Here is a 19,359-nt window from a genome sequence, read left to right as displayed (position 1 = left end):
CTCGCGAATTTCGCGAGGAACGACGCGTTCACCGGGTTCAGCTGCAGTGCTCGAAAGGCGATTCGTAGGTGCTGGAACCCGCCGAGCCGCCCCACCGGACGCACTTCGCACCGGCGGCCGCGCTCACCGGGCCCGCGTAGTACTCGAAGCTGCCGGAGTCGGTCTTCCTCGCCGAACCCTGGACTTCGAGGAAGGCGGAAACCGCGCTGCCCGTCCCGACCGAGGTGGCCTTGATGGTGGTGACGCAGTTGTTCTGGTTCGCGGAGTTGTACAGCAGGTAAGCGGTCGCGGCGCTGCCGAGCGCCTGCGAGTCGATCACCTTGTAGCCGTCGCCGCACACCTCGACGGCGTCGTACGGGTTGGGATTCCCGTTGCCGCTACAGGTGTTCTTCGAGGTCACGTTCGCGTTGGGGTAGCCGAACCGCACACCGTTGAAGTACGCGGGCTGGATGTTGCTCGGCCACGAGGAGTCGTTGGTGCGGACTTCGTAGTGCAGGTGCGGGCTGATGTTGTTGCCCGGCTTGGAGGTGTTGCCGACCTCGCCGATCTTCTGCCCCTGCGCCACCTGCGCGTTGAGCGCGACCGAGCGGACCTTCAGGTGCGCGTAGTAGGTCGACCACCCCCCACCGTGGTCGATCTTCACCAGGTTGCCGAACCCGTTGTCCGAACCCTGGTGCGCCGAGATGACGACCTTGCCCGCCGCCGCGGCGACCACGGTGTCACCGAGGTCCGCCCCCGCGGAGCTGCCGCGGTTGAAGTCGATCTCGTAGGCCCGGTGCGCGCTGCTGTTGTCGTTGTCGCCGTTCCACACCTGGTTGCAGGGGAACGGGAGCTGGAAGTTGGGACGCGGTCCGACGGCGGCCTCGGCCGACGTCGCGGTGATCGCCAGCCCGGCCATGCCCAGCAAGGCGGTGGCGGCCGCCGTGACCACTCGTCTGAATCTCATCGGTTGTCCTTTCTCGGCGTTTCGCGAGAAGCGTCCCGAAAGGCCGTACAAGCGAGATACAAACGACCACGAGCCCTCCTGGCCGAGGGGACCAGGAGGACTCGTGCCGCCTCCGCACCGGGACCGTCCGCGTCTTCCCCGCCCCGGCGCGGGTGTCTCAGCCGACCCGCTCGATGGCGGCCCGGTGGATCAGGAACTTCCCGGGTTCGCGGACCTGCTCGAAGGCCGCGTTGTTCAGCAGCGCGCAACTGCCGGAAACACCGGTGACCTCGACGGTCGTGGACTTGTCGTTGTCCAGGTTCGTCACCTTCAGCTTGGTGCCCGCCGGGAATTCGCTGCTGGACGCCGCGGGCGCGCCGCCCTCGCCGGACAGCGTCACCGTGGAGCCCTGGCAGACGACTTCCCCTGCCGCCTGCTCGACGGCCTGCTCCTGCTCCTGCTTCACCGCGTCGGCCTGTACGTCCTCGGTACAACCCGCGGCCTCGCGACGCTGCTGGATGAGGTCGACGACGGCCCGCCGGTTCGCGATCCGCGCCCCGGACTGCGCGTCCGGATCGGCCTGCTGGCCCGCGATGAATTCGAGGTTGTTCCGCAGGGCGGTGTCCAGTCCCTGGCAGCTTTCCGCGGCCTGCCCGTCCGGAGTGCTGATCGCGAACATCGCCGCGGCGATGGCGGCCACGCCGAGAACGGACGCGATACCGATCGTCGCACGCTTGCGGTGTTTCCCGGCACTGTTCATCATCGGTGCTTCCTCCGGTCTGGTTCCTCCTCACCCACATCCAGGGATACGGCCGGGTAACGGAAGTGGTTCAAACCGATTTCAGCCGAGCCAGGGTTTCGCGATCCGCGCGTAGGTGCCCTCGTTCAGCGCGAGATGCAGCCACTGGTCGGCCCACTCCTTGAACACGACGTCGCGCGGCATCAGGTACGCCTTCTCCGAAAAGGTGAACGGCTCGTCGGGATGCACCGCGCACAGCCGCGGGTTCTGCTTTGCCTGCCAACGGGTTTCGGTCGCGTCGGTGATCATCAGATCGGCCCGGCCCGCCAGGATCTCGGCGAAGATCGTGTTGTTGTCCGGATGCCGCACGATGGTCGCGCGCTTGAGATTGGCGTCGGCGAACTGTTCGTTGGTACCGCCCGGATTCACGATCGCCCGGACGCCCGGCTGGTCGATCTGATCCAGCGTCTGGAACCGCTTTTCGTTCTCGCACAAGGTGATCGGCGTCTTCCCGTCGCGGAGATAGGGCACGGTGTAGAACCCCTTCTTCGCGCGGTCCAGCGTCACCGACACCCCGCCCATCGCCAGATCGCATTTCCGCCCGACGTCGTCGGCGATCGCCTTCCAGGTGGTCTGGACCAGCTGGAGCCGGACGCCGAGCCGCTTCGCGAGGTCGCCCGCCAGGTCGATGTCGATCCCGCTCCACGCGCCCGCCGCGTCGCGATGGGTGAACGGGCGATAGTCGCCCGTCGAACACACACGGATCTCGCCGCGAGCCTGGACGAGGTCGAGCCTGTTCTGCGCGCCATGACCTTCGGGCGCGGCGCCGGCCGTGCCGATTCCCAGCACGGTCAGCACCGCGACCCCGAACGTGAGCACTTTCGCTTTGATCGTCATCAAGGCATTTTCCACGCCCTGAGGTAGGCCTGCACCAGCCAAGCGTCGGCCCAGGCGGTGTCGGGCTCATCCGGCAGCGGCGACGCCCCGCGCACGAGTTCGCCGAGACGGCTCTCGAGGGACTCGGCCGCTTCCAAGGCTTCCTCGCGGGTTTTCTCGCCCTGCCTCAGATCGCGGAGCCAGCCGAGCCACGGTTCGGGGACCGGCAACGTGATCCGCCCGGTCTCCAGCAGCTCCACGCCCTGGACGCCGAGGCGCACCATGTGCATGGCGAACTTCGTGTCGAAGCCGTACTTCTCGATCAGCTCCGGCCGCCCGGCCTTGCCCCGCAGCCCCAGCATCCGCTCGCGCTGCGCACGGGAGTAGCCGAGGAACCGCAGGCCCGCGCGTCGCGAGACGATCCGGTGCGCGTTCTCGCGCAGTTCGGCACCGAGCTCGTCGATCGCCACGATCTCGGTCTCGGGCGCGAACAGCGGCAGCAGCACGGTCGGGTTCCCGTTGAGCACGAGCCGCAGCCACTTGCGCAACGAGTAGACGATCAGGTCGAGATCGCCGGGCCCGGACCGGACGCCTTCGGGCTGCGTGCGGAAGATGTACTGCTCGAACCGCTTCAGGCCGATGACGTGGTCCGGCGGCTCGACGCAGATGCCGAGTTCGTCGCGGTCGTCCTGGCCGAGCACGGCGGTGCCGTGCAGACCGGAACCGACCTGGCACCGCAGGATGGTGCCCTGCTCGGCGATGGCGGCGAATTCGGGGCTGTCGTGTTTCACCGGAGAAGTCGTACCAGCGCGAGCGTTCCCGGGGCATCCGGTTTTCGGCCCCTCAGGGTCGGATTCCAGGGTCGGCTCGGGGCCGTTCCCCGATGCACCGGGGGCCGTTCCGGAGCGAACATTGAGCCATGACCAACAGCGTGTACACCCCCCAGGCCACCAAGAAGCTCTACCGCAGCCGCACCGACAAGATGGTCGCGGGCGTCGCCGGCGGCTGGGCCGCCTACCTCGGCGTCGACGCCGCGATCCTGCGTATCGCGCTCGTGGCGGGCGTCTTCTTCACCGCCGGCTTCGCGATCCCGCTCTACGCCGCCGCGTGGCTCTTGACCCCGGAACAGCCGGGCGAATCCTGACGGGGCGGACGCCGCGCGCAGGGGGCGCGGCGTCCGAAGGGGCAGGGGGACATGGGAAAGGCCCGGGCATGGGGATGCCCGGGCCTTTCCCTTTCGCCGTATCACGCGTGTCTGAAGCCGTAACTCGCGTGACTGAGGCCGTAACTCGCGTGTCCAGAGGCGTAACTCGCGTGATTGGAGACGTATCACGCGAGTTACGGCTTCAATCACGCGAGTTACGTCCCCGAGCACGCGAGTTACGTCCCCGAGCACGCGAGTTACGTCCTCAAGCACGCGAGTTACGGGCAAAGGAAAAGCCCGGACGCGCGAGGCGCGTCCGGGCTTTCCGGTGGTGCTACAGGCTCGAACTCAGAAGTCCATGCCGCCCATGCCACCGGACGGGTCGGCGGGAGCGGCCGAGGCCTTCTCCGGCTTGTCCGCCACGACGGCTTCGGTGGTCAGGAACAGCGCCGCGATGGAAGCGGCGTTCTGGAGCGCGGAGCGGGTGACCTTCGTGGGGTCCGGCACGCCGGCGGCGAGCAGGTCCTCGTAGACACCGGTGGCGGCGTTGAGGCCGTGACCCTGCGGGAGGGACTTGACCTTCTCCGCCACGACGCCGCCTTCGAGGCCGGCGTTGATCGCGATCTGCTTGAGCGGCGCCTCGACGGCGACCTTGACGATGTTGGCACCAGTGGCCTCGTCGCCCTCGAGCTTCAGACCGGCGAAGGCGGCCTCGGCGGCCTGGATGAGAGCGACGCCACCACCGGCGACGATGCCCTCTTCGACGGCGGCCTTGGCGTTGCGCACCGCGTCCTCGATGCGGTGCTTGCGCTCCTTCAGCTCGACCTCGGTGGCGGCACCGGCCTTGATGACGGCCACGCCGCCGGCCAGCTTCGCCAGCCGCTCCTGCAGCTTCTCGCGGTCGTAGTCCGAGTCCGAGTTGTCGATCTCGGCGCGGATCTGGTTGACGCGACCCTGGATCTGGTCGGCGTCGCCCGCACCCTCGACGATGGTGGTCTCGTCCTTGGTGATGACGGCCTTGCGCGCCTTGCCCAGCAGGGAAAGGTCCGCGTTCTCCAGCTTGAGGCCGACGTCCTCGGAGATGACCTGGCCACCGGTCAGGATCGCGATGTCCTGCAGGATCGCCTTGCGGCGGTCACCGAAGCCCGGGGCCTTGACGGCGACGGACTTGAAGGTGCCACGCATCTTGTTGACGATGAGGGTGGCCAGGGCCTCGCCCTCGACGTCCTCGGCGATGATCAGCAGCGGCTTGCCGGACTGGATGACCTTCTCCAGCAGCGGCAGGACGTCCTTGACGGTGGAGATCTTGGAACCGAAGAGGAGGACGTACGGGTCCTCGAGCTCGGCTTCCTGACGCTCCGGGTCGGTCACGAAGTAACCGGAGATGTAGCCCTTGTCGAAGCGCATACCCTCGGTGAGCTCGAGCTCGAGTCCGAAGGTGTTGCTCTCCTCGACGGTGACGACGCCTTCCTTGCCGACCTTGTCCAGCGCCTCGGCGATGAGCTCACCGATGGTGCGGTCCGCGGCGGAGATCGACGCGGTGGCGGCGATCTGCTCCTTGGTCTCGATCTGGACGGCGGCCTTGTGCAGCTGCTCGGTGATGGCCTCGACGGCCGCCTCGATGCCGCGCTTCAGGCTGATGGGGTCGGCCCCGGCGGCGACGTTGCGCAGACCCTCGCGGACGAGAGCCTGGGCGAGCACGGTGGCGGTGGTGGTGCCGTCACCCGCGACGTCGTCGGTCTTCTTGGCAACTTCCTTGACGAGCTCGGCCCCGATCTTCTCCCACGGGTCCTCGAGCTCGATCTCCTTGGCGATGGAGACACCGTCGTTGGTGATCGTCGGCGCGCCCCACTTCTTTTCGAGCACGACGTTCCGGCCCCGCGGGCCGAGGGTCACCTTGACGGCTTCGGCGAGGGTGTTCAAGCCGCGCTCAAGACCGCGGCGGGCGTCCTCGTCGAACGCGATCAGTTTGGCCATTGCGGTGTGGTCCTCCGGTATTGGGCGCCGCCGCACGCCTACTACAGCGCGGCGGCAGGACTCTTCCTCGGCCAGGCTCGGTGCCCGCGACGGACGACCCACCCGATCAAGGGTGCGGCCTCACCGTCCCGACCTTCAGGCGAGCGATCGGTGACCGCTCTGCCTGGCACTCGACGGCGTCGAGTGCCAATGTCGTGTTTAGCACTCTCCAGGGGCGAGTGCAAGAACCGCAGGTCAGCGCGGTGGTATTCAGTTGCTCGGCTTGATCGAGATCGACGACGGCGGCGGCTTCAGCGACGAGCCCGGGGCCTGCGACTGCGAGCCGCCGGGGCCGACCGGGATGTTCGGCGCGGTGGTCTGCGGGCCGTTGCCGCCGCTCGAGTCACCGAAGACGAAGATCGCGGCGACGATCGCGCCCGCGATCACGAGGGCGCCGACGACGATCCAGATCCACTTGGCGCCGCCGCCCTTCTTGGGCTGCTGCTGGAAACCACCCTGCTGCTGCGGCGGGCCGTAACCGGGCGGCGGCCCCTGCTGGAAGCCACCCTGTTGGAAACCGCCTTGCTGCGGGGGCGGGCCGTAACCCGGCGGCGGCCCCTGCTGGAAGCCGCCCTGCTGGTAGCCGCCCTGCTGCTGCGGCGGGCCGTAACCGGGCGGCCCCTGCGGCGGGGGACCCTGCGGTCCCGGTCCCTGCTGGCCGTAGCCGGGCTGCTGTCCTCCGTACGGGTGCACGGGGCCCCCCTCTCCCTGTGGCGGCGTGTTCTGCCTTGGCGCCTGCTGGGGCGCGGTCTGCTGGACCGGCGCCGCGGCCCCGGGCGGGCCGGGAGGCTCGTTCGAAGTCGCGAGCGGACCGAGCGCGCGCCTGGCGGCCGCGATCATCTCAACACAGTTGGGGTAGCGATCGGCGGGATTCTTCGCCATTCCCTTCCGGACGACCTCGTCGATCCCGGCCGGCAGGCCGACGATCCGCGAGATGGCCGGGGGCTCGCCGTTCAGGTGCCCCTTGATGACCGTCTGCACGTCGCCCTTGAAGGGCGGGCTGCCGGTCAGGCAGGCGTAGAGGACGCAGGTGAGCGCGTACTGGTCGGTGCGGCCGTCGAGCGGCTCGCCGCGCAGGTGCTCGGGGGCCGCGTACGTCGGCGAACCGAGGAAGTCGCCGCCGCGGGTCCGGTGCCCGGTGGCGCCGCGGCGCGTCAGGCCGAAATCGGCGACGTAGACGTGCTCGCGCGAGGTCTCCTTGCTGGTGACCAGGACGTTCGCCGGTTTGACGTCGAGGTGCACGAGACCCCGGTTGTGCAGGGTGTCGAGCGCGTCGGCGACCTGGTCGAGCATGTTGAGCGCGCGGGCGGGCGCGATCGGGCCGCCGGAGATCAGGCCGGCGAGGTCGCCGCCGTCGACCATCCGCATGGCGATGTAGAGCATGCCTTCGAGCTCGCCGAAGTCGTACAAGGGCACGACGTTGGCATGGTCGATCGCGGACGTGTTCCGCGCTTCGTCGACGAAGCGCTCGCGGAACTCGGCGTCGGCGCCAAGGTGATCACCGATGACCTTCAGTGCCACCTTGCGTCCGAGCCGCACGTCCGTGGCCTTGTAGGTCACGCTCATGCCGCCCTTGCCGAGCACTCCGTCGATGCGGTAGTTGCCCAGCCGGCGACCGGTCAGGTCCCCCGACTCATCGCCTGTCACGCAGCGCAGCCTAACGCGCCAGTTCCGGAGGCCGCCGGGGGTCGGCCGAAGTCCTCTTAAGAGACCTTGCGGACGTCCGCCGCCTGACTCCGCCCATCACGGCCGGACTGGACTTCGAATTCCACGCGATCACCCTCGTCGAGCGTCCGGAATCCGTCGGCCTGAATCGCCGAGTAGTGGACGAAGACGTCGGGCCCTTCGGTGGATTCGATGAATCCGTAGCCCTTTTCCGAGTTGAACCACTTGACGGTGCCGACTGCCACGGCGCACTCCCTCAGCACAGGATCCGCCGGCCTTCTCTGCCCCGGCCGGCGGTTTCGAGTGCAGTTCACGCTACCCGAATTACCGGCGTCGGCAATGCTCAATTCGTCCGAAGGTCATCCGCGGGAAAGCCGCCTATTGCGCGCTTGCACAAGGACGCGTCCTGGTCCCGCGAAGTCCAGCGCGAGCCCTTCGCCGGTGCGGACCGACTGCGGGCCGGACGGGTCGACCGCGCGGAGACGGCACTGCACGGTGTCCGGGTAGGCCAGCAGGAAGTCCGGCCGGATGGTGACGAGCTCGCCCGCGGTGAGTTCGAAGGCGTCGACCGGGCCCTGCGCGGCCAGTACGAGCGGCCCGGTTCCGCTGTAGTGCTCCAGGAAGCCGGAGTCGGCCCCGAAGAGCGTCCGCAGCGGCGCCCAGCCGGCGTCGTGCCGGACGGTCGCCGGCCGGGCGAGGATCGCGTCCCGGTTCACGCACCAGCCCTCCCCGCCGGTGAATTCCAGCGGATAGACGTCGCCGGCCGTCAGCGGCGCGAAGTCGATCCAACCGCCGCCCTCGGGCGCGGTGAACACCGACGGCGCGCCCTTGCCCGCCCGCGAACCACCGCGGGAGGGAGCGGTTTCGGTGATGCCGAAACTGCTGGCCAGCATGGTGTCCCCGGCGGCCTGGACGGCCTCGCCGGGGGACAACAGCACTCGTGCGACCCCGAAGTTCGGGGTGTGCCTCGTCTGGACCCGCATGCGCTCAGCGGGAGGGGACCTGGGCGATCACCCAGGCGGACAGCGCCGACGGGTTGCGGGTCTGGGTGAGCAGCTGGCCGGGACCGGCGAAGTCGAAGACGAGGCCTTCACCGCTCTTCATCGACTGGATGACGCCGGTGGCGACCTTGCGGATCTGGTACTGCAGGGTGTCGGCGAACGCGACGACGTGCCCGGTGTCGATGGTGATCACCTCGCCCTGCTGCAGGGTCACCGTCTCCAGCGCGCCGTAGCAGGCCACGACCAGCGGGCCCTGTCCCGTCGCGTGCGTCAGGAAGCCGCCCTCGCCGCCGACGAGGTTCTTGAGCCCGCCCCATTTGGTCTCGGTCTGCACGCCGTGCGACGACGCGAGCCACGAGCCGCGGGTGACGCACCAGCCGGTGCGGCCGTCGAGGTTGATGATCTGCATGTCGCCCGGCAGGTTCGCGGCGACGTCGACCCAGCCGCCGTTCTGCGGGGCGGTGTAGGTGGAGATGAAGAACGACTCGCCGGACAGGAAGGCACGGCCGAGCCCCTTCATGATCCCGCCCTGCGCCTGGGACTGGACCTGCACGCCGTAGCTCGTCGCCATCATCGCGCCCGACTCGACCTGCGCCGGCTCACCCGGGGCGAGCATGAGCCTCGCCACCGCGAACGAGGGCTGGTGACGGATCTGAACCTGCATGTCTTCTTCTCCCCGGTGGTGGTTGTGACGCGCAGAGTCTTGCATGCGACCCCCGACCGAGGAGGATGGTCCGGTGATCTCCGTCGACGCCCACCGGGAGACCGTCACCGGCCTGCTCGGAAACGCCCCTGTCATCCGCCTTCCGCTCGCCTCCGCCGCGGGGCTCGTCCTTGCCGAGGACGTGCGCGCGGGGGTCTCGCTGCCGCCGTTCGACAACTCGGCGATGGACGGTTACGCCGTCCGCGCCGAGGACACGGCGACGGCCGGCACGGCGCCGGTGACGCTGCCGGTCGCCGAAGACATCCCCGCGGGCCGGGTCGACATCACGAAGCTGGAGCCGGGCACCGCGCACCGGATCATGACCGGTGCCCCGCTGCCGCCCGGCGCCGACGCGGTGGTGATGGTGGAGCACACGGACGGCGGCGTGACGGACGTCCGGATTCTCCGGACAGCCGTCCCGGGCACGCATATCCGGCGCCGGGGCGAAGACGTCGTCGAGGGCACCGTGGCGCTTTCGGCCGGGACCGTGCTCGGCCCGGCGCAACTGGGTCTCGCGGCGGCCGTCGGGCTCGCCGACGTCCCCGTGTACCGGCCGCTGAAGGTGCTCGTCGTGTCCACCGGTACCGAACTCGTCGACGCGCCGGAACCGTTGCGGCACGGGCAGATCTACGAGTCGAACAGCATCATGCTGGCGTCGGCGATCCGCGCGCTCGGCTGCGAGGCCGAGGTCGTGCGCAGTGTGGTCGACGACGTCGACGAGTTCCGTTCGGTGATCGAGCCGCGGCTGGCGGACGCGGATCTGCTGGTGACCTCGGGCGGGGTCAGCGCGGGCGCGTACGAAGTGGTGAAGGACGCGCTGACCGGGCAGGGCGTGGAGTTCCGGAAGGTCGCGATGCAGCCGGGCGGGCCGCAGGGTTGCGGACGCTGGAACGGCGTGCCGGTGGTGACGCTGCCGGGCAATCCGGTGAGCGTGCTCGTCTCCTTCGAAGCGTTCCTGCGGCCGGCGCTGCTCGCGGCGATGGGGCACACGGGGGTCGACCGGCAGCACGTGCGGGCCCGGCTGACCGAGGCGATGACCTCGCCCCCCGGGCGGCGCCAGTTCCGGCGGGGCTTCTACACGCATTCCGAAGGCGAGGTCACCGGGATCGTCGGTCCGCGCGGCGGGCCGGGTTCGCATCTGCTGGCGTCGTTCACGCAGGCGAACTGCCTGATCGTGCTGCCGGAGGACGTGGACTCGGTCGAGCAGGGCGACGAGGTGGACGTCCTCCTGCTCTGACCTGCGTTCAGCGGGCTAAACGCGATCCGTGGGGAAGTCGCGGCACCGGCCGATCGGCGTGAACAGCAGGGCGAAGACGGCGAAGACCTCCAGCCCCGCCATCAGGCCCAGCGTCCGCCGCACGCCGGCGATCTCCCCGAGGAGCCCGCCGAGCAGGCCGCCGAGCGCGATCGCGCCGAAGCTGAGCACGGACATGCTGGCGGTGACCCGGCCGAACATCGCCGCCGGGACGTACCGCTGTTTGAAGGTGGCGTTGAGGACGTTGGAACCGACGACTCCGGCGCTGAGCGAGAACCCCGCGGCGACGAAGAACGCGAGCCCCCAGCCGCCGTTCGCGAGCGGGCCGAGCAGCATCATCAACGCGCCGAAGGCTTCGCAGAGCACGAAGGCACGGGCTGTGCCGATCCGCGCTGCGAGCTTTCCCGACAGCGCGGCACCGAAGACGCCGCCCGCGCCGACGAGCGCGAGCACGAGCCCGGCGGTGCCCTCCCCGACGCCGAGGTCGCGGACGAGGAAGACGACCTCGATCGACTGGTAGCCCATCAGCGCGACGTTCGAGATCGCTCCGAACACCGCCAGGACACGCAGATACGGGTCGCGGACGACGAAATCGAGCCCGTCGCGGATCTCGTCCCGCAGCCGTGAACGCGTCTTCGCCGGGCGCTCGGGCTCGCGGTGGCGGATGGATCGCAGGCACAGCACGGAGATCCCGAAGCTGACGGCGTCGGCGAGCACTCCGGAGACGGCACCGAACCAGTGCGCGAGCAGACCGGCGAGCCCCGGTCCGCCGATCTGCGCGGCCGATTCACTGCCCTGCAGCTTTTCGTTGGCTTCCTGGAGCTGGTCCTTCTCGACCAGCGAAGGCAGGTACGCGCGGTACGCGACGTTGAAGAACACCTTCGCGACGCCGCCCGCCAAGGCGACGACGATGAGCTGGGTCATCGTGAGCAGGCCGAACCAGGCCGCGACCGGGACGCTCAGGAACACCAGCATGGAAATGCCGTTGCACACCAGCATGATCGGGCGTTTCGGCCGTCTGTCGACCCAGGCGCCGGCGGGCAGACCGATCAGCAGCCACGGCAGCCAGGCGGCCGCGGTCAGCAGCCCGACCGCGAACGTGCTGGCCTGCAGGGTGACCACCGCGACGAGCGGCAGCGCGACGACGGCGATGGAACTGCCGAGCACGCTGGTCGTCTCGCCGGTCCACAGCAGCCGGAAATCCCTCGAGCGCAGCAATCCGCCGCGTTCGCGGGTGGTCACGGGCGGGCCGGGACGGCGCGGGTGGCGATGAAGACGGGGCGGCGTTCCTGGCCGTCGTCCGGGATCTCACGGCCGCTGTAGGACTTGATCAGCTCGTGGACCTTTTGTTCGAGTTCGGCCAGTTCGGCGACCGACATCTTCGCCCAGCTGTCGGTGGCGAAGGCGGCGCGATGCCACTCCTCCGGATAGGTCTCACGCTCGGCGAACCATTGGCGCGCCATGGAAACCTGGCGTTCGAGGGCGAGGGATTCGGCGGCGGCCGCGACCGGGTCGTCGGGGAAGTCCGACGGTGACCAGGAAACCGCGTAGCCGACGCGGCGCCACCAGCGTTCCCGGCGGTCGCGGGCGAGTTCCGGCGCTTCCTCGACCAGGTCGCTGGCGGCCAGCACCTTCAGGTGGTGGCTGACGTTCCCGACCGCCTGCCCGGTCCGCTCGGCGAGCACGGACGCCGTGCACGGGCCGTCGAGGCGGAGGACGTCGAGCAGGCGGCGCCGCAGCGGATGGGACATCGCGGCGAGGACCTTCGAATCGTGGACTTCGTGTACTTCACGGTCGGCCATGACGCACAACAGTAGTTGCACAATGACTCTTGTACAAGTCTCCTTGTGAGTTTCGATGGCAGACCCTGCTGGGCGCCTGCCCTGCCCTGGCGACCACGTCGCGAAAGCCACTTTCGGGACGCCAGATGTCGAAAGTGGCTTTCGCGACATCCCCAGCCGAGCGGTCGGCGCCACCGGGGCAGGCCCGGGCAGCCCACGTAACCTCGGTGGCATGGGTTTCTTCTCGTGGATCGTGTTCGGCGCCATCGCCGGGTGGCTGGCCAACGTCGTGGTCGGCGGCCCGGACCGGCGGGGCGGCTGCCTGTTCAGCATCCTGATCGGCGTGCTGGGCGCGGCGCTCGGCGGCTTCATCTACCGCCTCGCCACCGGCACCGAGAGGACCTTCGAGTTCGACTTCCCCAGCTTCGGCGTCGCCATCCTGGGTTCGATCGTGCTGCTCGCCCTGCTGCGGCTGGTGCGCGGCTCCGGGCGGAGCGACTCCTATCGCCGATGACCGTTGGTAACGGTTTTCTCGCGACCGGTGATCGAACGCGTCCGGCGAACTACAGTGGGAGTTTCGCTCAGTTCCAGTGGCCGCGTCCGGTCGCATGTGCCGTCGGGGGGCATATGCGCCCGGACGCGCGTGCTTCGGCGATGACCGAGACGGCGCGGACGGGATCGATGAGCGGAGGCATCGGCGCCGCCGAAATGTCCCTCTTCCAGGCGCGGAACAGCTCGGCGAGTCGCTCGCCTGCGGGGTCCGGGCTGGCGGGCATTCGAGGGTCCTCAAGGTCGGTGATCGGCATCAACTACCTAGAGTTATCGCTTATTTCCACCTACCGTTACCGGGATGTGGCCCCGCCCACCCGGCCCGGGGAAACCCTTCCGGGGGAGGCCACGGCCCGGCTCCGGACAGGGCGGTAGCGTGGTGGCTCTTCCTGTCCCGACCCCCCGACACGAACTGCGGTGAACCCGACCAATGAGCGGCAACCGGCCGGAAGCCACTGGTAACCCCCTCGCGCACGCCGTGAAACTCGCCCGCGAGACCGTCCCGCCGATGCACCCGGCCGGCAGGCCGTTCGTGTTCGGCGGTCTCGCCGCGACGCTGGTGCTGCGGAGGTTCTCCAAGCGCCTCGGCGTCGTCGGCGCGCTCGCGACGGCCGCCACGGCCGCGTTCTTCCGTGAGCCGAAGCGCGTCCCGCCCGTCCAGTCCGGCCTCGCGGTCGCGTCGGCGGACGGTCTGGTCTCGTTGATCGAGGAGGCCGTGCCGCCGCCCGAGCTGGGGCTGCCCGCCGAACCGCGGATGCGGGTGAGCGTGTTCCTGTCGGTGTTCGACGTGCACGTCCAGCGGGTGCCGGCGTCGGGGGTGATCGAGCGGGTCGCGTACCGGCCCGGGAAGTTCCTGTCCGCGGACCTGGACAAGGCGAGCGAGGACAACGAGCGCAACTCCGTGCTCATGCGCACCGATGACGGTCACGAGCTCGTCGTGGTGCAGATCGCGGGCCTGGTGGCCCGGCGCATCCTCTGTGAGATCCGCGAGGGTGACAAGGTCGGCGTCGGCGCGACGTACGGCATCATCCGCTTCGGCTCGCGAGTCGACCTGTACCTGCCGCCGGGCAGCAAGGTCCTCGTCTCGAAGGGCCAGCGCACGATCGGCGGCGAGACGCCGATCGCCGAGCTGCCCACGGCGCCGCACCCGGAAGGCTGATCCATGGTCCGCGTGACCACTCCCGGCGTGCGGCTGCTGCCGAACGCCATCACGGTGCTCGCCCTGTGCGCCGGTCTGTCGTCGGTGCAGTTCGCGCTGATCGGCAATTATCCGATGGCGATCGCGTCGATCGGGATCGCCGCGGTGCTCGACAGTCTCGACGGCCGGATCGCGCGGCTGCTGGACGCGACGTCGAAGATGGGACAGGAGCTCGACTCGCTGTCGGACGGGATCTCGTTCGGTGTCGCGCCCGCGCTGGTGCTGTACGTCTGGCACGCGGAGGGCGAGCGGATCGGCTGGGTGGCTTCGCTGATCTTCGCGGTCTGCATGATCCTGCGGCTGGCGCGATTCAACACGCTGATCGAGGACACCGAGCAGCCGCCGTACGCGGGCGAGTTCTTCGTCGGTGTGCCCGCGCCCGCCGGTGGTCTGCTGGCGATGCTGCCGCTGATCCTGGAGCTGCAGTTCGGGCAGGGCTGGTGGTCGCACCAGTACGTGGTGTGGGTGTGGACGATCGCCGTGGCCGCGTTGCTGATCAGCCGGATCCCGACGCTGTCGCTGAAGACGGTGAAGGCGCCGCCCAAGGCGATCGCGCCGCTGCTGGTCGGGGTGGGCCTGCTGGCCGCCGCGATCATCCAGTTCCCGCTGGTGGCGCTGGCGATCGCGCTGCTCCTGTACCTGGCGCACATCCCGTACTCGGTGTACCGGCAACGGTGGCTGGCCAATCACCCCGAGGCGTGGATGGCGCCGCCGCGGGAACGGCGCGCGATCCGGCGGCGGTCGAGCCGCCGCCGTCTCGGCCTGCGCCCGCCGCTGCGGCGGGTGGTGGCCGGCGCCGCTCAGCGGGTGCGGCTCCAGCGGGGCGAACAGCACGTCGCGCGGGCTCCGCGCACCATCAGCACCGACAAGGACCGGGACAACGGCCGGGGCCCGCGACGCCGCTCGTGGCGCCGGATCGGCCTCCGGAAACGCTGAGCCGCCCCAACCTCTAAGCCCGCGCTTGGGGCTTGCCTCAAGCGTGCTCGCGCGCCTCGGTCCGTGAAGGCCTCCTTCCCTACCCTGAGAGTAGGTAAGAGGCCTTCACGGCCCACGGACACGACCCAAACTGGAAACGGGATCGGAGGGTCGGGTTGTCCACAAGTGGGTGAAGCTGTGGACAACTTGGGGATCGCCGGGAACGCAGGGTGTCGCGAAAGCCACTTTCGAGACGTCTTGTGTCCCGAAAGTGGCTTTCGCGACACCCCCGGCCGACCTGGGCGACTTCTCCCCCGCCGCCCGGCGACCCGCCGCCGAGATCCTGTCCTTCGACCGCTGGNCGCTCTACCCCCCGTCGGAGGTCGCCCCCCCCCCCCCCCCCCCCCCCCCCCCCCCCCCCCACCCCCGGCCGACCTGGGCGACTTCTCCCCCGCCGCCCGGCGACCCGCCGCCGAGATCCTGTCCTTCGACCGCTGGGCACGGTCCGCGTAGATAGGGTGGCGGGGTGAGCGCACCCCAGATCACGCTGACCGTCCGGCACACCCCGTCCGCACTGGACTCCCGCCGCGGCGTCGTCCGGCTGCACCCCGAAGTCCTCGACGCGCTCGGCCTGATGGCCTGGGACGCCGTCCGCGTCACCGGCGCGCGCGTCAGCTCGGCGCTGGCCGCCCCGTCCGACGCGGAGGGGATCCCGGGGGTGATCCTCCTCGACGACGTCACCATGTCGAACCTCGGCGTGACCGAGGGGTCGGAGGTCGTCGTCGCGCCGGCGGAGGTGTCGGCCGCGAAGACGGTCACCGTGGCGGGTTCGCGTATCGCGAGCGTGTCGCTCTCCCCGCACACCCTGCGGCTCGCCCTGATCGGCAAGGTCCTGACCGTCGGCGACGCCGTTTCCCTGCTGCCCCAGGATCTCGCGCCCGCACCGGGCTCGGACGTCTCCGCGGTCCGCGGCCAGCTCTCCCGCGCCATCGGGATGACGTGGACCAACGAGCTGCTCACCGTCACGGCCACCGAGCCGTCGGGGCCGGTCGCCGTCGGACCGTCCACTGTGGTCAGCTGGCGGGACGGCGCCCGCACCGGCGAGGCCGCGCCCGCCGCCGCCCCGGCCCGCGCCGGGACGACGCTGGTGCGCAGCACGCCCTCAACGCCACACGAGGACTTCATCGACGCCGAGATCGTCGAAGACGAGCGGGTCGACGAGGCCGCCGAGGAGACCGTGCCGCCGTTGTCGGACCTCGCCGGTTCCGAAGCGGCCGCGCGCAAGCTCGCCGAATGGTTCGACCTGGCCTTCCATCGCCCGGAGCTGCTGGCGAAACTCGGGACGTCGGCGCATCTCGGCGTCTTGTTGTCCGGGCCCGAAGGCGTCGGGAAGGCGACTCTGGTCCGCGCCGTGGCGCAGGCCGAGAAGGTGCGGGTGGTGTCGCTCGCGGCGCCGAACATCGCCGTCCTCGAACCCAACGTCGCCGCGGCGCGCCTGCGGGAGGCGATCGAGCAGGCCACCCGCGACGAAGACCCCGCTGTCCTGCTGATCACCGACATCGACGCCCTGCTGCCCGCGTCGCAGCCGCCACCACTCGCGACGGTGGTCCTCGATGACCTGCGCAAAGCCTTGCGCCACAAGGGATTCGCCGTCGTCGCCACCACTGGACGGGCCGAGTCCACCGATCCGCGGCTGCGCGCCGCCGACCTGCTCGACCGCGAACTCGGCCTGCCGCTCCCGGACTCGAAGACCCGCACGGAACTGCTGCGCGTGCTCCTGCGCGAAGCCCCGCTGGAGTCCGGCGTCGACGTCGGCCCGATCGCCGAGCGCACCCCCGGTTTCGTGGCCGCGGACCTCATCGCGCTCCGCCGCGACGCCGCCCTCCGCGCCGCGCTGCGGCAACGCGAGGCCGACGAACCCAGGATCTCCCAGCAGGACCTGCTCGACGCGCTGACCACCGTCCGTCCCATTTCGATGTCCACTTCGGACAATCTCGCGACCGGTGGGCTGACGCTGGACGACGTCGGCAACATGACCGACGTCAAGCAGTCGCTCACCGAGGCGGTGCTGTGGCCGCTACGCTACCCGGACTCGTTCGCCCGCCTCGGCGTCGACCCGCCGCGCGGCGTGCTCCTGTACGGGCCGCCCGGCGGCGGCAAGACGTTCCTGGTCCGCGCGCTCGCGGGCACCGGCGCGCTGAACGTGTTCGCGGTCAAGGGCGCCGAACTGATGGACAAATGGGTCGGCGAGTCCGAGCGTGCCGTGCGGGAACTCTTCCGCCGCGCCGCCGAAGCCGCGCCGTCGCTGATCTTCCTCGACGAGATCGACGCGCTCGCCCCGCGCCGCGGCCAGTCTTCGGACTCCGGCGTGTCGGACCGCGTGGTCGCGGCCCTGCTGACCGAATTGGACGGTGTCGAGCCGATGCGCGAGGTCGTCGTCCTCGGTGCGACGAACCGGCCGGAACTGGTCGACCCGGCCCTGCTGCGGCCGGGACGGCTGGAGCGCCGCGTCTACGTCCCGCCGCCGGACGCGCACGCCCGCGAGGCGATCTTGGCCGCCAGCGCCAAGAACACGCCGCTCGCGTCCGATGTGGACCTCGCGGCGTATGCGGCCACTTTGGACGGTTACTCGGCGGCGGACTGCGCGGCGCTGATCCGGGAGGCCGCGCTGACCGCGATGCGCGAGTCGCTGGAGGCCAAGGAGGTCAGCGCGGAGCATCTGACGAAGGCGGCCAAGGCCGTCCGCCCGTCGCTCGACCCGGCCCAGCTCGCGGCACTGGAGGCCTACGCGCAGACCCAGGTCTGAAGGACGTGAAAAGGCCCTCTTCCCCGCGGGGAAGAGGGCCTTTTCACGGATCGGGCTAGGAGCCGTCCTTGTCGTTGGTCTTGTAGTCCTTGGTGAGGATGACGATCACGCCGGGACCGATGTTCTCGATCTCCTTGAACCGCGGCTCGGCGCGGAAACCGAACTCCAGCGCCAGCGCCTTCGCGGCCGCTTCCTCGTCGGTGCCCGGCCGGTAGTAGGCCACGGTCTCGGGGAGCCTGCCCGGATAGCCCTTGACCTCGGAGACGTTCCAGCCCGAGGCGCGGAAGTCCTTCGCGGCCTGCTCGGCGAGGCCCTGGATCGTGCTGTTGTTGTAGACGCGCACCGTCACCCACTTGTGCGACGCCTGCTGATCACCGCCGGGCTGCCCCGGGCCGGGCTGGCCCGGCTGACCCGTCTGCCCCGGCTGGCTCGCCGGCGGCGCGGAACTCGCGGGCGCGCTCGACGGCGGCGCCGACGACGCGGGCGGCGTGCTGGCTGAGGGCGAACCCGGTGCCGGCGACGAGGGCTGCGTCGCGCCGTCCGAGGTCGTGGGCGTGCTGCCGGGCGGAGTCGCGGTGTCCGAATCACCGCCGCCACTGGTCAGGGTGATGCCGCCGATCACGGCGGCGATCACGGCGACACCGACCAAGGCCAGTCCGGCGGCCTTCATCGGCCGGGACAGACCCGAAAACAGACTCATGAGAGATCGATCCCCAGTCGCCGGGCCGCGCGATTGCGCTGCCGGGCCGCTCGCGTCTTTCGCAGGCGCTTCACCAGCATCGGATCGGCCTGCATGGCTTCGGTCTTCTCGAGCAGCCGGTTCAGCAACTGGTAGTAGCGCGTCGACGACATAGAGAAGCGTTCGCGGATGGCCTGTTCCTTCGCGCCGGCGTACTTCCACCACTGACGTTCGAACGCGAGCATGTCGAGCTCGCGTTCGCTGAGGCCGTTCACGGTCTCCGACGGGGACGGCTGGTCGGGCTCAGCCATCGACTCCGCGGCGTCCATCCGACTCCTCGCAATCAGGTCAGTGCTCGGCGGGCGTGAAACCACAGGCTTGTCATTCCGCGGCGCCATTAGACCACGGATGCGGCGCCCGGCCTCGGTAACGACGTCGGCGCGTCATGGGTAAGGGTGTACCAGAAGGGTCCGACTAAACTGCGCGCGTGACCGTCCATCCCATCGTGATCGCCGGCGAGCCCGTGCTGCACAACCCGACTCGGGAGATCACCGAGTTCGACGACAAGCTGCGCACGCTCATCGACGACATGTTCGAGACCATGTACGCCGCCGAAGGGGTGGGCCTCGCGGCCAACCAGATCGGCCTCGACCTGCGCGTGTTCGTCTACGACTGCCCCGACGACGAGGGCACGCGCCACAAGGGCGTCGTGGTGAACCCGAAGCTCGAGACGTCGGAGATCCCGGAGACGATGCCGGATCCGGACGACGACTGGGAAGGCTGTCTCTCGGCGCCCGGCGAGTCGTACCCGACCGGCCGCGCTTCGTGGGCGAAGGTGACCGGTTTCGACGTCGACGGTAATCCGATCGAGGTCGAAGGAACCGGTTACTTCGCGCGCTGCCTGCAGCACGAGACCGATCACCTGGACGGCTTCATCTACCTCGACCGGCTGGTCGGGCGGCACGCCCGCGCGGCGAAGAAGATGCTCAAGGCGAACAAATGGGGCGTTCCGGGCAATTCGTGGCTGCCGGAGGCTCAGCCCTCCGACGACTGACCTCGTGAGTGGTAAGGACGGTTAGAACCGTCCTTACCACTCACGAGACGTGA

At 69.8% G+C, this 19,359-nt stretch carries 20 protein-coding genes; 7 read left to right on the top strand and 13 right to left on the bottom strand.

Features of this window, described 5'->3' with window-relative positions; genetic code table 11:
* Positions 1 to 37: 37 nt before the first annotated feature.
* The 4 genes from ACXIZN_RS37505 to ACXIZN_RS37490 all read right to left on the bottom strand — a co-directional run bounded on the left by ACXIZN_RS37505 (position 38) and on the right by ACXIZN_RS37490 (position 3,331).
* A complete protein-coding gene (locus ACXIZN_RS37505; protein ID WP_457959573.1) occupies positions 38 to 946 on the bottom strand; it encodes a M23 family metallopeptidase in 909 nt (302 codons plus the stop codon).
* A gap of 157 nt (positions 947 to 1,103) precedes the next feature.
* Positions 1,104 to 1,688, bottom strand: coding sequence for a hypothetical protein (locus ACXIZN_RS37500; protein ID WP_457959572.1), 585 nt, complete (start codon positions 1,686 to 1,688; stop codon positions 1,104 to 1,106).
* 78 nt (positions 1,689 to 1,766) lie between these two features.
* The gene (locus ACXIZN_RS37495) at positions 1,767 to 2,561 is read right to left on the bottom strand and encodes a transporter substrate-binding domain-containing protein (RefSeq protein ID WP_457959571.1); all 795 of its coding nucleotides are present in this window, start codon (positions 2,559 to 2,561) and stop codon (positions 1,767 to 1,769) included.
* Entirely contained in the window at positions 2,561 to 3,331 is a 771-nt protein-coding gene (locus ACXIZN_RS37490; RefSeq protein WP_457959570.1) for a nucleotidyltransferase domain-containing protein, read from the bottom strand. The genes ACXIZN_RS37495 and ACXIZN_RS37490 overlap by 1 nt, the downstream gene beginning before the upstream one ends.
* A gap of 128 nt (positions 3,332 to 3,459) precedes the next feature.
* Between ACXIZN_RS37490 and ACXIZN_RS37485 the strand changes: the two genes are divergently transcribed.
* Positions 3,460 to 3,684, top strand: a complete 225-nt coding sequence (locus ACXIZN_RS37485; RefSeq protein ID WP_126730366.1) for a PspC domain-containing protein — start codon at positions 3,460 to 3,462, stop codon at positions 3,682 to 3,684.
* Between the two features lie 348 nt (positions 3,685 to 4,032).
* Here the strand turns inward: ACXIZN_RS37485 and groL are convergent, their stop codons facing one another.
* From groL to ACXIZN_RS37460, 5 genes are all read right to left on the bottom strand, one after another.
* A complete protein-coding gene (gene groL, locus ACXIZN_RS37480) occupies positions 4,033 to 5,661 on the bottom strand; it encodes a chaperonin GroEL (RefSeq protein WP_005164277.1) in 1,629 nt (542 codons plus the stop codon).
* A gap of 249 nt (positions 5,662 to 5,910) precedes the next feature.
* A complete protein-coding gene (locus ACXIZN_RS37475) occupies positions 5,911 to 7,347 on the bottom strand; it encodes a serine/threonine-protein kinase (protein WP_457959569.1) in 1,437 nt (478 codons plus the stop codon).
* Positions 7,348 to 7,403: 56 nt separating this feature from the next.
* On the bottom strand, positions 7,404 to 7,610 hold the full coding sequence (locus tag ACXIZN_RS37470; protein ID WP_005164266.1) for a cold-shock protein: 207 nt from the start codon (positions 7,608 to 7,610) through the stop codon (positions 7,404 to 7,406).
* A gap of 114 nt (positions 7,611 to 7,724) precedes the next feature.
* A complete protein-coding gene (locus ACXIZN_RS37465; protein WP_457959568.1) occupies positions 7,725 to 8,348 on the bottom strand; it encodes an AIM24 family protein in 624 nt (207 codons plus the stop codon).
* A gap of 4 nt (positions 8,349 to 8,352) precedes the next feature.
* Entirely contained in the window at positions 8,353 to 9,030 is a 678-nt protein-coding gene (locus ACXIZN_RS37460; RefSeq protein ID WP_034308282.1) for a TIGR00266 family protein, read from the bottom strand.
* Between the two features lie 73 nt (positions 9,031 to 9,103).
* Here ACXIZN_RS37460 and moeA point away from each other — a divergent pair, with 73 nt between their 5' ends.
* Entirely contained in the window at positions 9,104 to 10,306 is a 1,203-nt protein-coding gene (gene moeA, locus ACXIZN_RS37455) for a molybdopterin molybdotransferase MoeA (RefSeq protein WP_457959567.1), read from the top strand.
* A 15-nt stretch (positions 10,307 to 10,321) separates the two neighbouring features.
* Here moeA and ACXIZN_RS37450 read toward each other — a convergent pair whose 3' ends face one another.
* A complete protein-coding gene (locus ACXIZN_RS37450) occupies positions 10,322 to 11,566 on the bottom strand; it encodes an MFS transporter (RefSeq protein ID WP_457959566.1) in 1,245 nt (414 codons plus the stop codon).
* Positions 11,563 to 12,126, bottom strand: coding sequence for an ArsR/SmtB family transcription factor (locus ACXIZN_RS37445; RefSeq protein WP_126730357.1), 564 nt, complete (start codon positions 12,124 to 12,126; stop codon positions 11,563 to 11,565). Before ACXIZN_RS37445 ends, ACXIZN_RS37450 begins: the two co-directional genes overlap by 4 nt.
* Before the next feature lie 211 nt (positions 12,127 to 12,337).
* Between ACXIZN_RS37445 and ACXIZN_RS37440 the strand changes: the two genes are divergently transcribed.
* The 4 genes from ACXIZN_RS37440 (at position 12,338) to ACXIZN_RS37425 (ending at position 17,573) form a co-directional block, all read left to right on the top strand.
* On the top strand, positions 12,338 to 12,619 hold the full coding sequence (locus ACXIZN_RS37440) for a GlsB/YeaQ/YmgE family stress response membrane protein (RefSeq protein WP_039923570.1): 282 nt from the start codon (positions 12,338 to 12,340) through the stop codon (positions 12,617 to 12,619).
* A gap of 465 nt (positions 12,620 to 13,084) precedes the next feature.
* Entirely contained in the window at positions 13,085 to 13,813 is a 729-nt protein-coding gene (locus ACXIZN_RS37435) for a phosphatidylserine decarboxylase (protein ID WP_457959565.1), read from the top strand.
* A gap of 3 nt (positions 13,814 to 13,816) precedes the next feature.
* Positions 13,817 to 14,788: a CDP-diacylglycerol--serine O-phosphatidyltransferase gene (gene pssA / locus ACXIZN_RS37430; RefSeq protein WP_457959564.1), complete on the top strand. Its 972-nt coding sequence runs from the start codon at positions 13,817 to 13,819 to the stop codon at positions 14,786 to 14,788.
* Positions 14,789 to 15,293: 505 nt separating this feature from the next.
* A complete protein-coding gene (locus ACXIZN_RS37425) occupies positions 15,294 to 17,573 on the top strand; it encodes an AAA family ATPase (protein WP_457959563.1) in 2,280 nt (759 codons plus the stop codon).
* A 55-nt stretch (positions 17,574 to 17,628) separates the two neighbouring features.
* Here the strand turns inward: ACXIZN_RS37425 and ACXIZN_RS37420 are convergent, their stop codons facing one another.
* Both ACXIZN_RS37420 and ACXIZN_RS37415 read right to left on the bottom strand, forming a co-directional pair.
* The gene (locus ACXIZN_RS37420) at positions 17,629 to 18,273 is read right to left on the bottom strand and encodes a LytR C-terminal domain-containing protein (RefSeq protein WP_378346566.1); all 645 of its coding nucleotides are present in this window, start codon (positions 18,271 to 18,273) and stop codon (positions 17,629 to 17,631) included.
* Positions 18,270 to 18,581 carry a DUF3263 domain-containing protein gene (locus tag ACXIZN_RS37415; RefSeq protein WP_005160574.1) on the bottom strand — a complete coding sequence of 104 codons (312 nt, stop codon included), beginning with the start codon at positions 18,579 to 18,581 and terminating at the stop codon, positions 18,270 to 18,272. The genes ACXIZN_RS37420 and ACXIZN_RS37415 overlap by 4 nt, the downstream gene beginning before the upstream one ends.
* A 158-nt stretch (positions 18,582 to 18,739) precedes the next feature.
* Here ACXIZN_RS37415 and ACXIZN_RS37410 point away from each other — a divergent pair, with 158 nt between their 5' ends.
* Entirely contained in the window at positions 18,740 to 19,306 is a 567-nt protein-coding gene (locus ACXIZN_RS37410; RefSeq protein ID WP_034308263.1) for a peptide deformylase, read from the top strand.
* Positions 19,307 to 19,359 lie beyond the last annotated feature (53 nt).

This window comes from Amycolatopsis sp. TRM77291 (assembly GCF_054166285.1).
This window is presented reverse-complemented; position numbering and strand designations above follow the sequence as displayed.

Bases quoted from the DNA above. Each gene is read 5' to 3' on its own strand.
- ACXIZN_RS37435 (WP_457959565.1), top strand. From the start codon at position 13,085: ATGAGCGGCAACCGGCCGGAAGCCACTGGTAACCCCCTCGCGCACGCC.
- ACXIZN_RS37505 (WP_457959573.1), bottom strand. From the start codon at position 946: ATGAGATTCAGACGAGTGGTCACGGCGGCCGCCACCGCCTTGCTGGGC.
- ACXIZN_RS37445 (WP_126730357.1), bottom strand. From the start codon at position 12,126: ATGGCCGACCGTGAAGTACACGAAGTCCACGATTCGAAGGTCCTCGCC.
- ACXIZN_RS37415 (WP_005160574.1), bottom strand. From the start codon at position 18,581: ATGGACGCCGCGGAGTCGATGGCTGAGCCCGACCAGCCGTCCCCGTCG.
- ACXIZN_RS37440 (WP_039923570.1), top strand. From the start codon at position 12,338: ATGGGTTTCTTCTCGTGGATCGTGTTCGGCGCCATCGCCGGGTGGCTG.
- pssA (WP_457959564.1), top strand. From the start codon at position 13,817: ATGGTCCGCGTGACCACTCCCGGCGTGCGGCTGCTGCCGAACGCCATC.
- ACXIZN_RS37485 (WP_126730366.1), top strand. From the start codon at position 3,460: ATGACCAACAGCGTGTACACCCCCCAGGCCACCAAGAAGCTCTACCGC.
- groL (WP_005164277.1), bottom strand. From the start codon at position 5,661: ATGGCCAAACTGATCGCGTTCGACGAGGACGCCCGCCGCGGTCTTGAG.
- ACXIZN_RS37420 (WP_378346566.1), bottom strand. From the start codon at position 18,273: ATGAGTCTGTTTTCGGGTCTGTCCCGGCCGATGAAGGCCGCCGGACTG.
- ACXIZN_RS37500 (WP_457959572.1), bottom strand. From the start codon at position 1,688: ATGATGAACAGTGCCGGGAAACACCGCAAGCGTGCGACGATCGGTATC.
- ACXIZN_RS37465 (WP_457959568.1), bottom strand. From the start codon at position 8,348: ATGCGGGTCCAGACGAGGCACACCCCGAACTTCGGGGTCGCACGAGTG.
- ACXIZN_RS37460 (WP_034308282.1), bottom strand. From the start codon at position 9,030: ATGCAGGTTCAGATCCGTCACCAGCCCTCGTTCGCGGTGGCGAGGCTC.
- ACXIZN_RS37495 (WP_457959571.1), bottom strand. From the start codon at position 2,561: ATGACGATCAAAGCGAAAGTGCTCACGTTCGGGGTCGCGGTGCTGACC.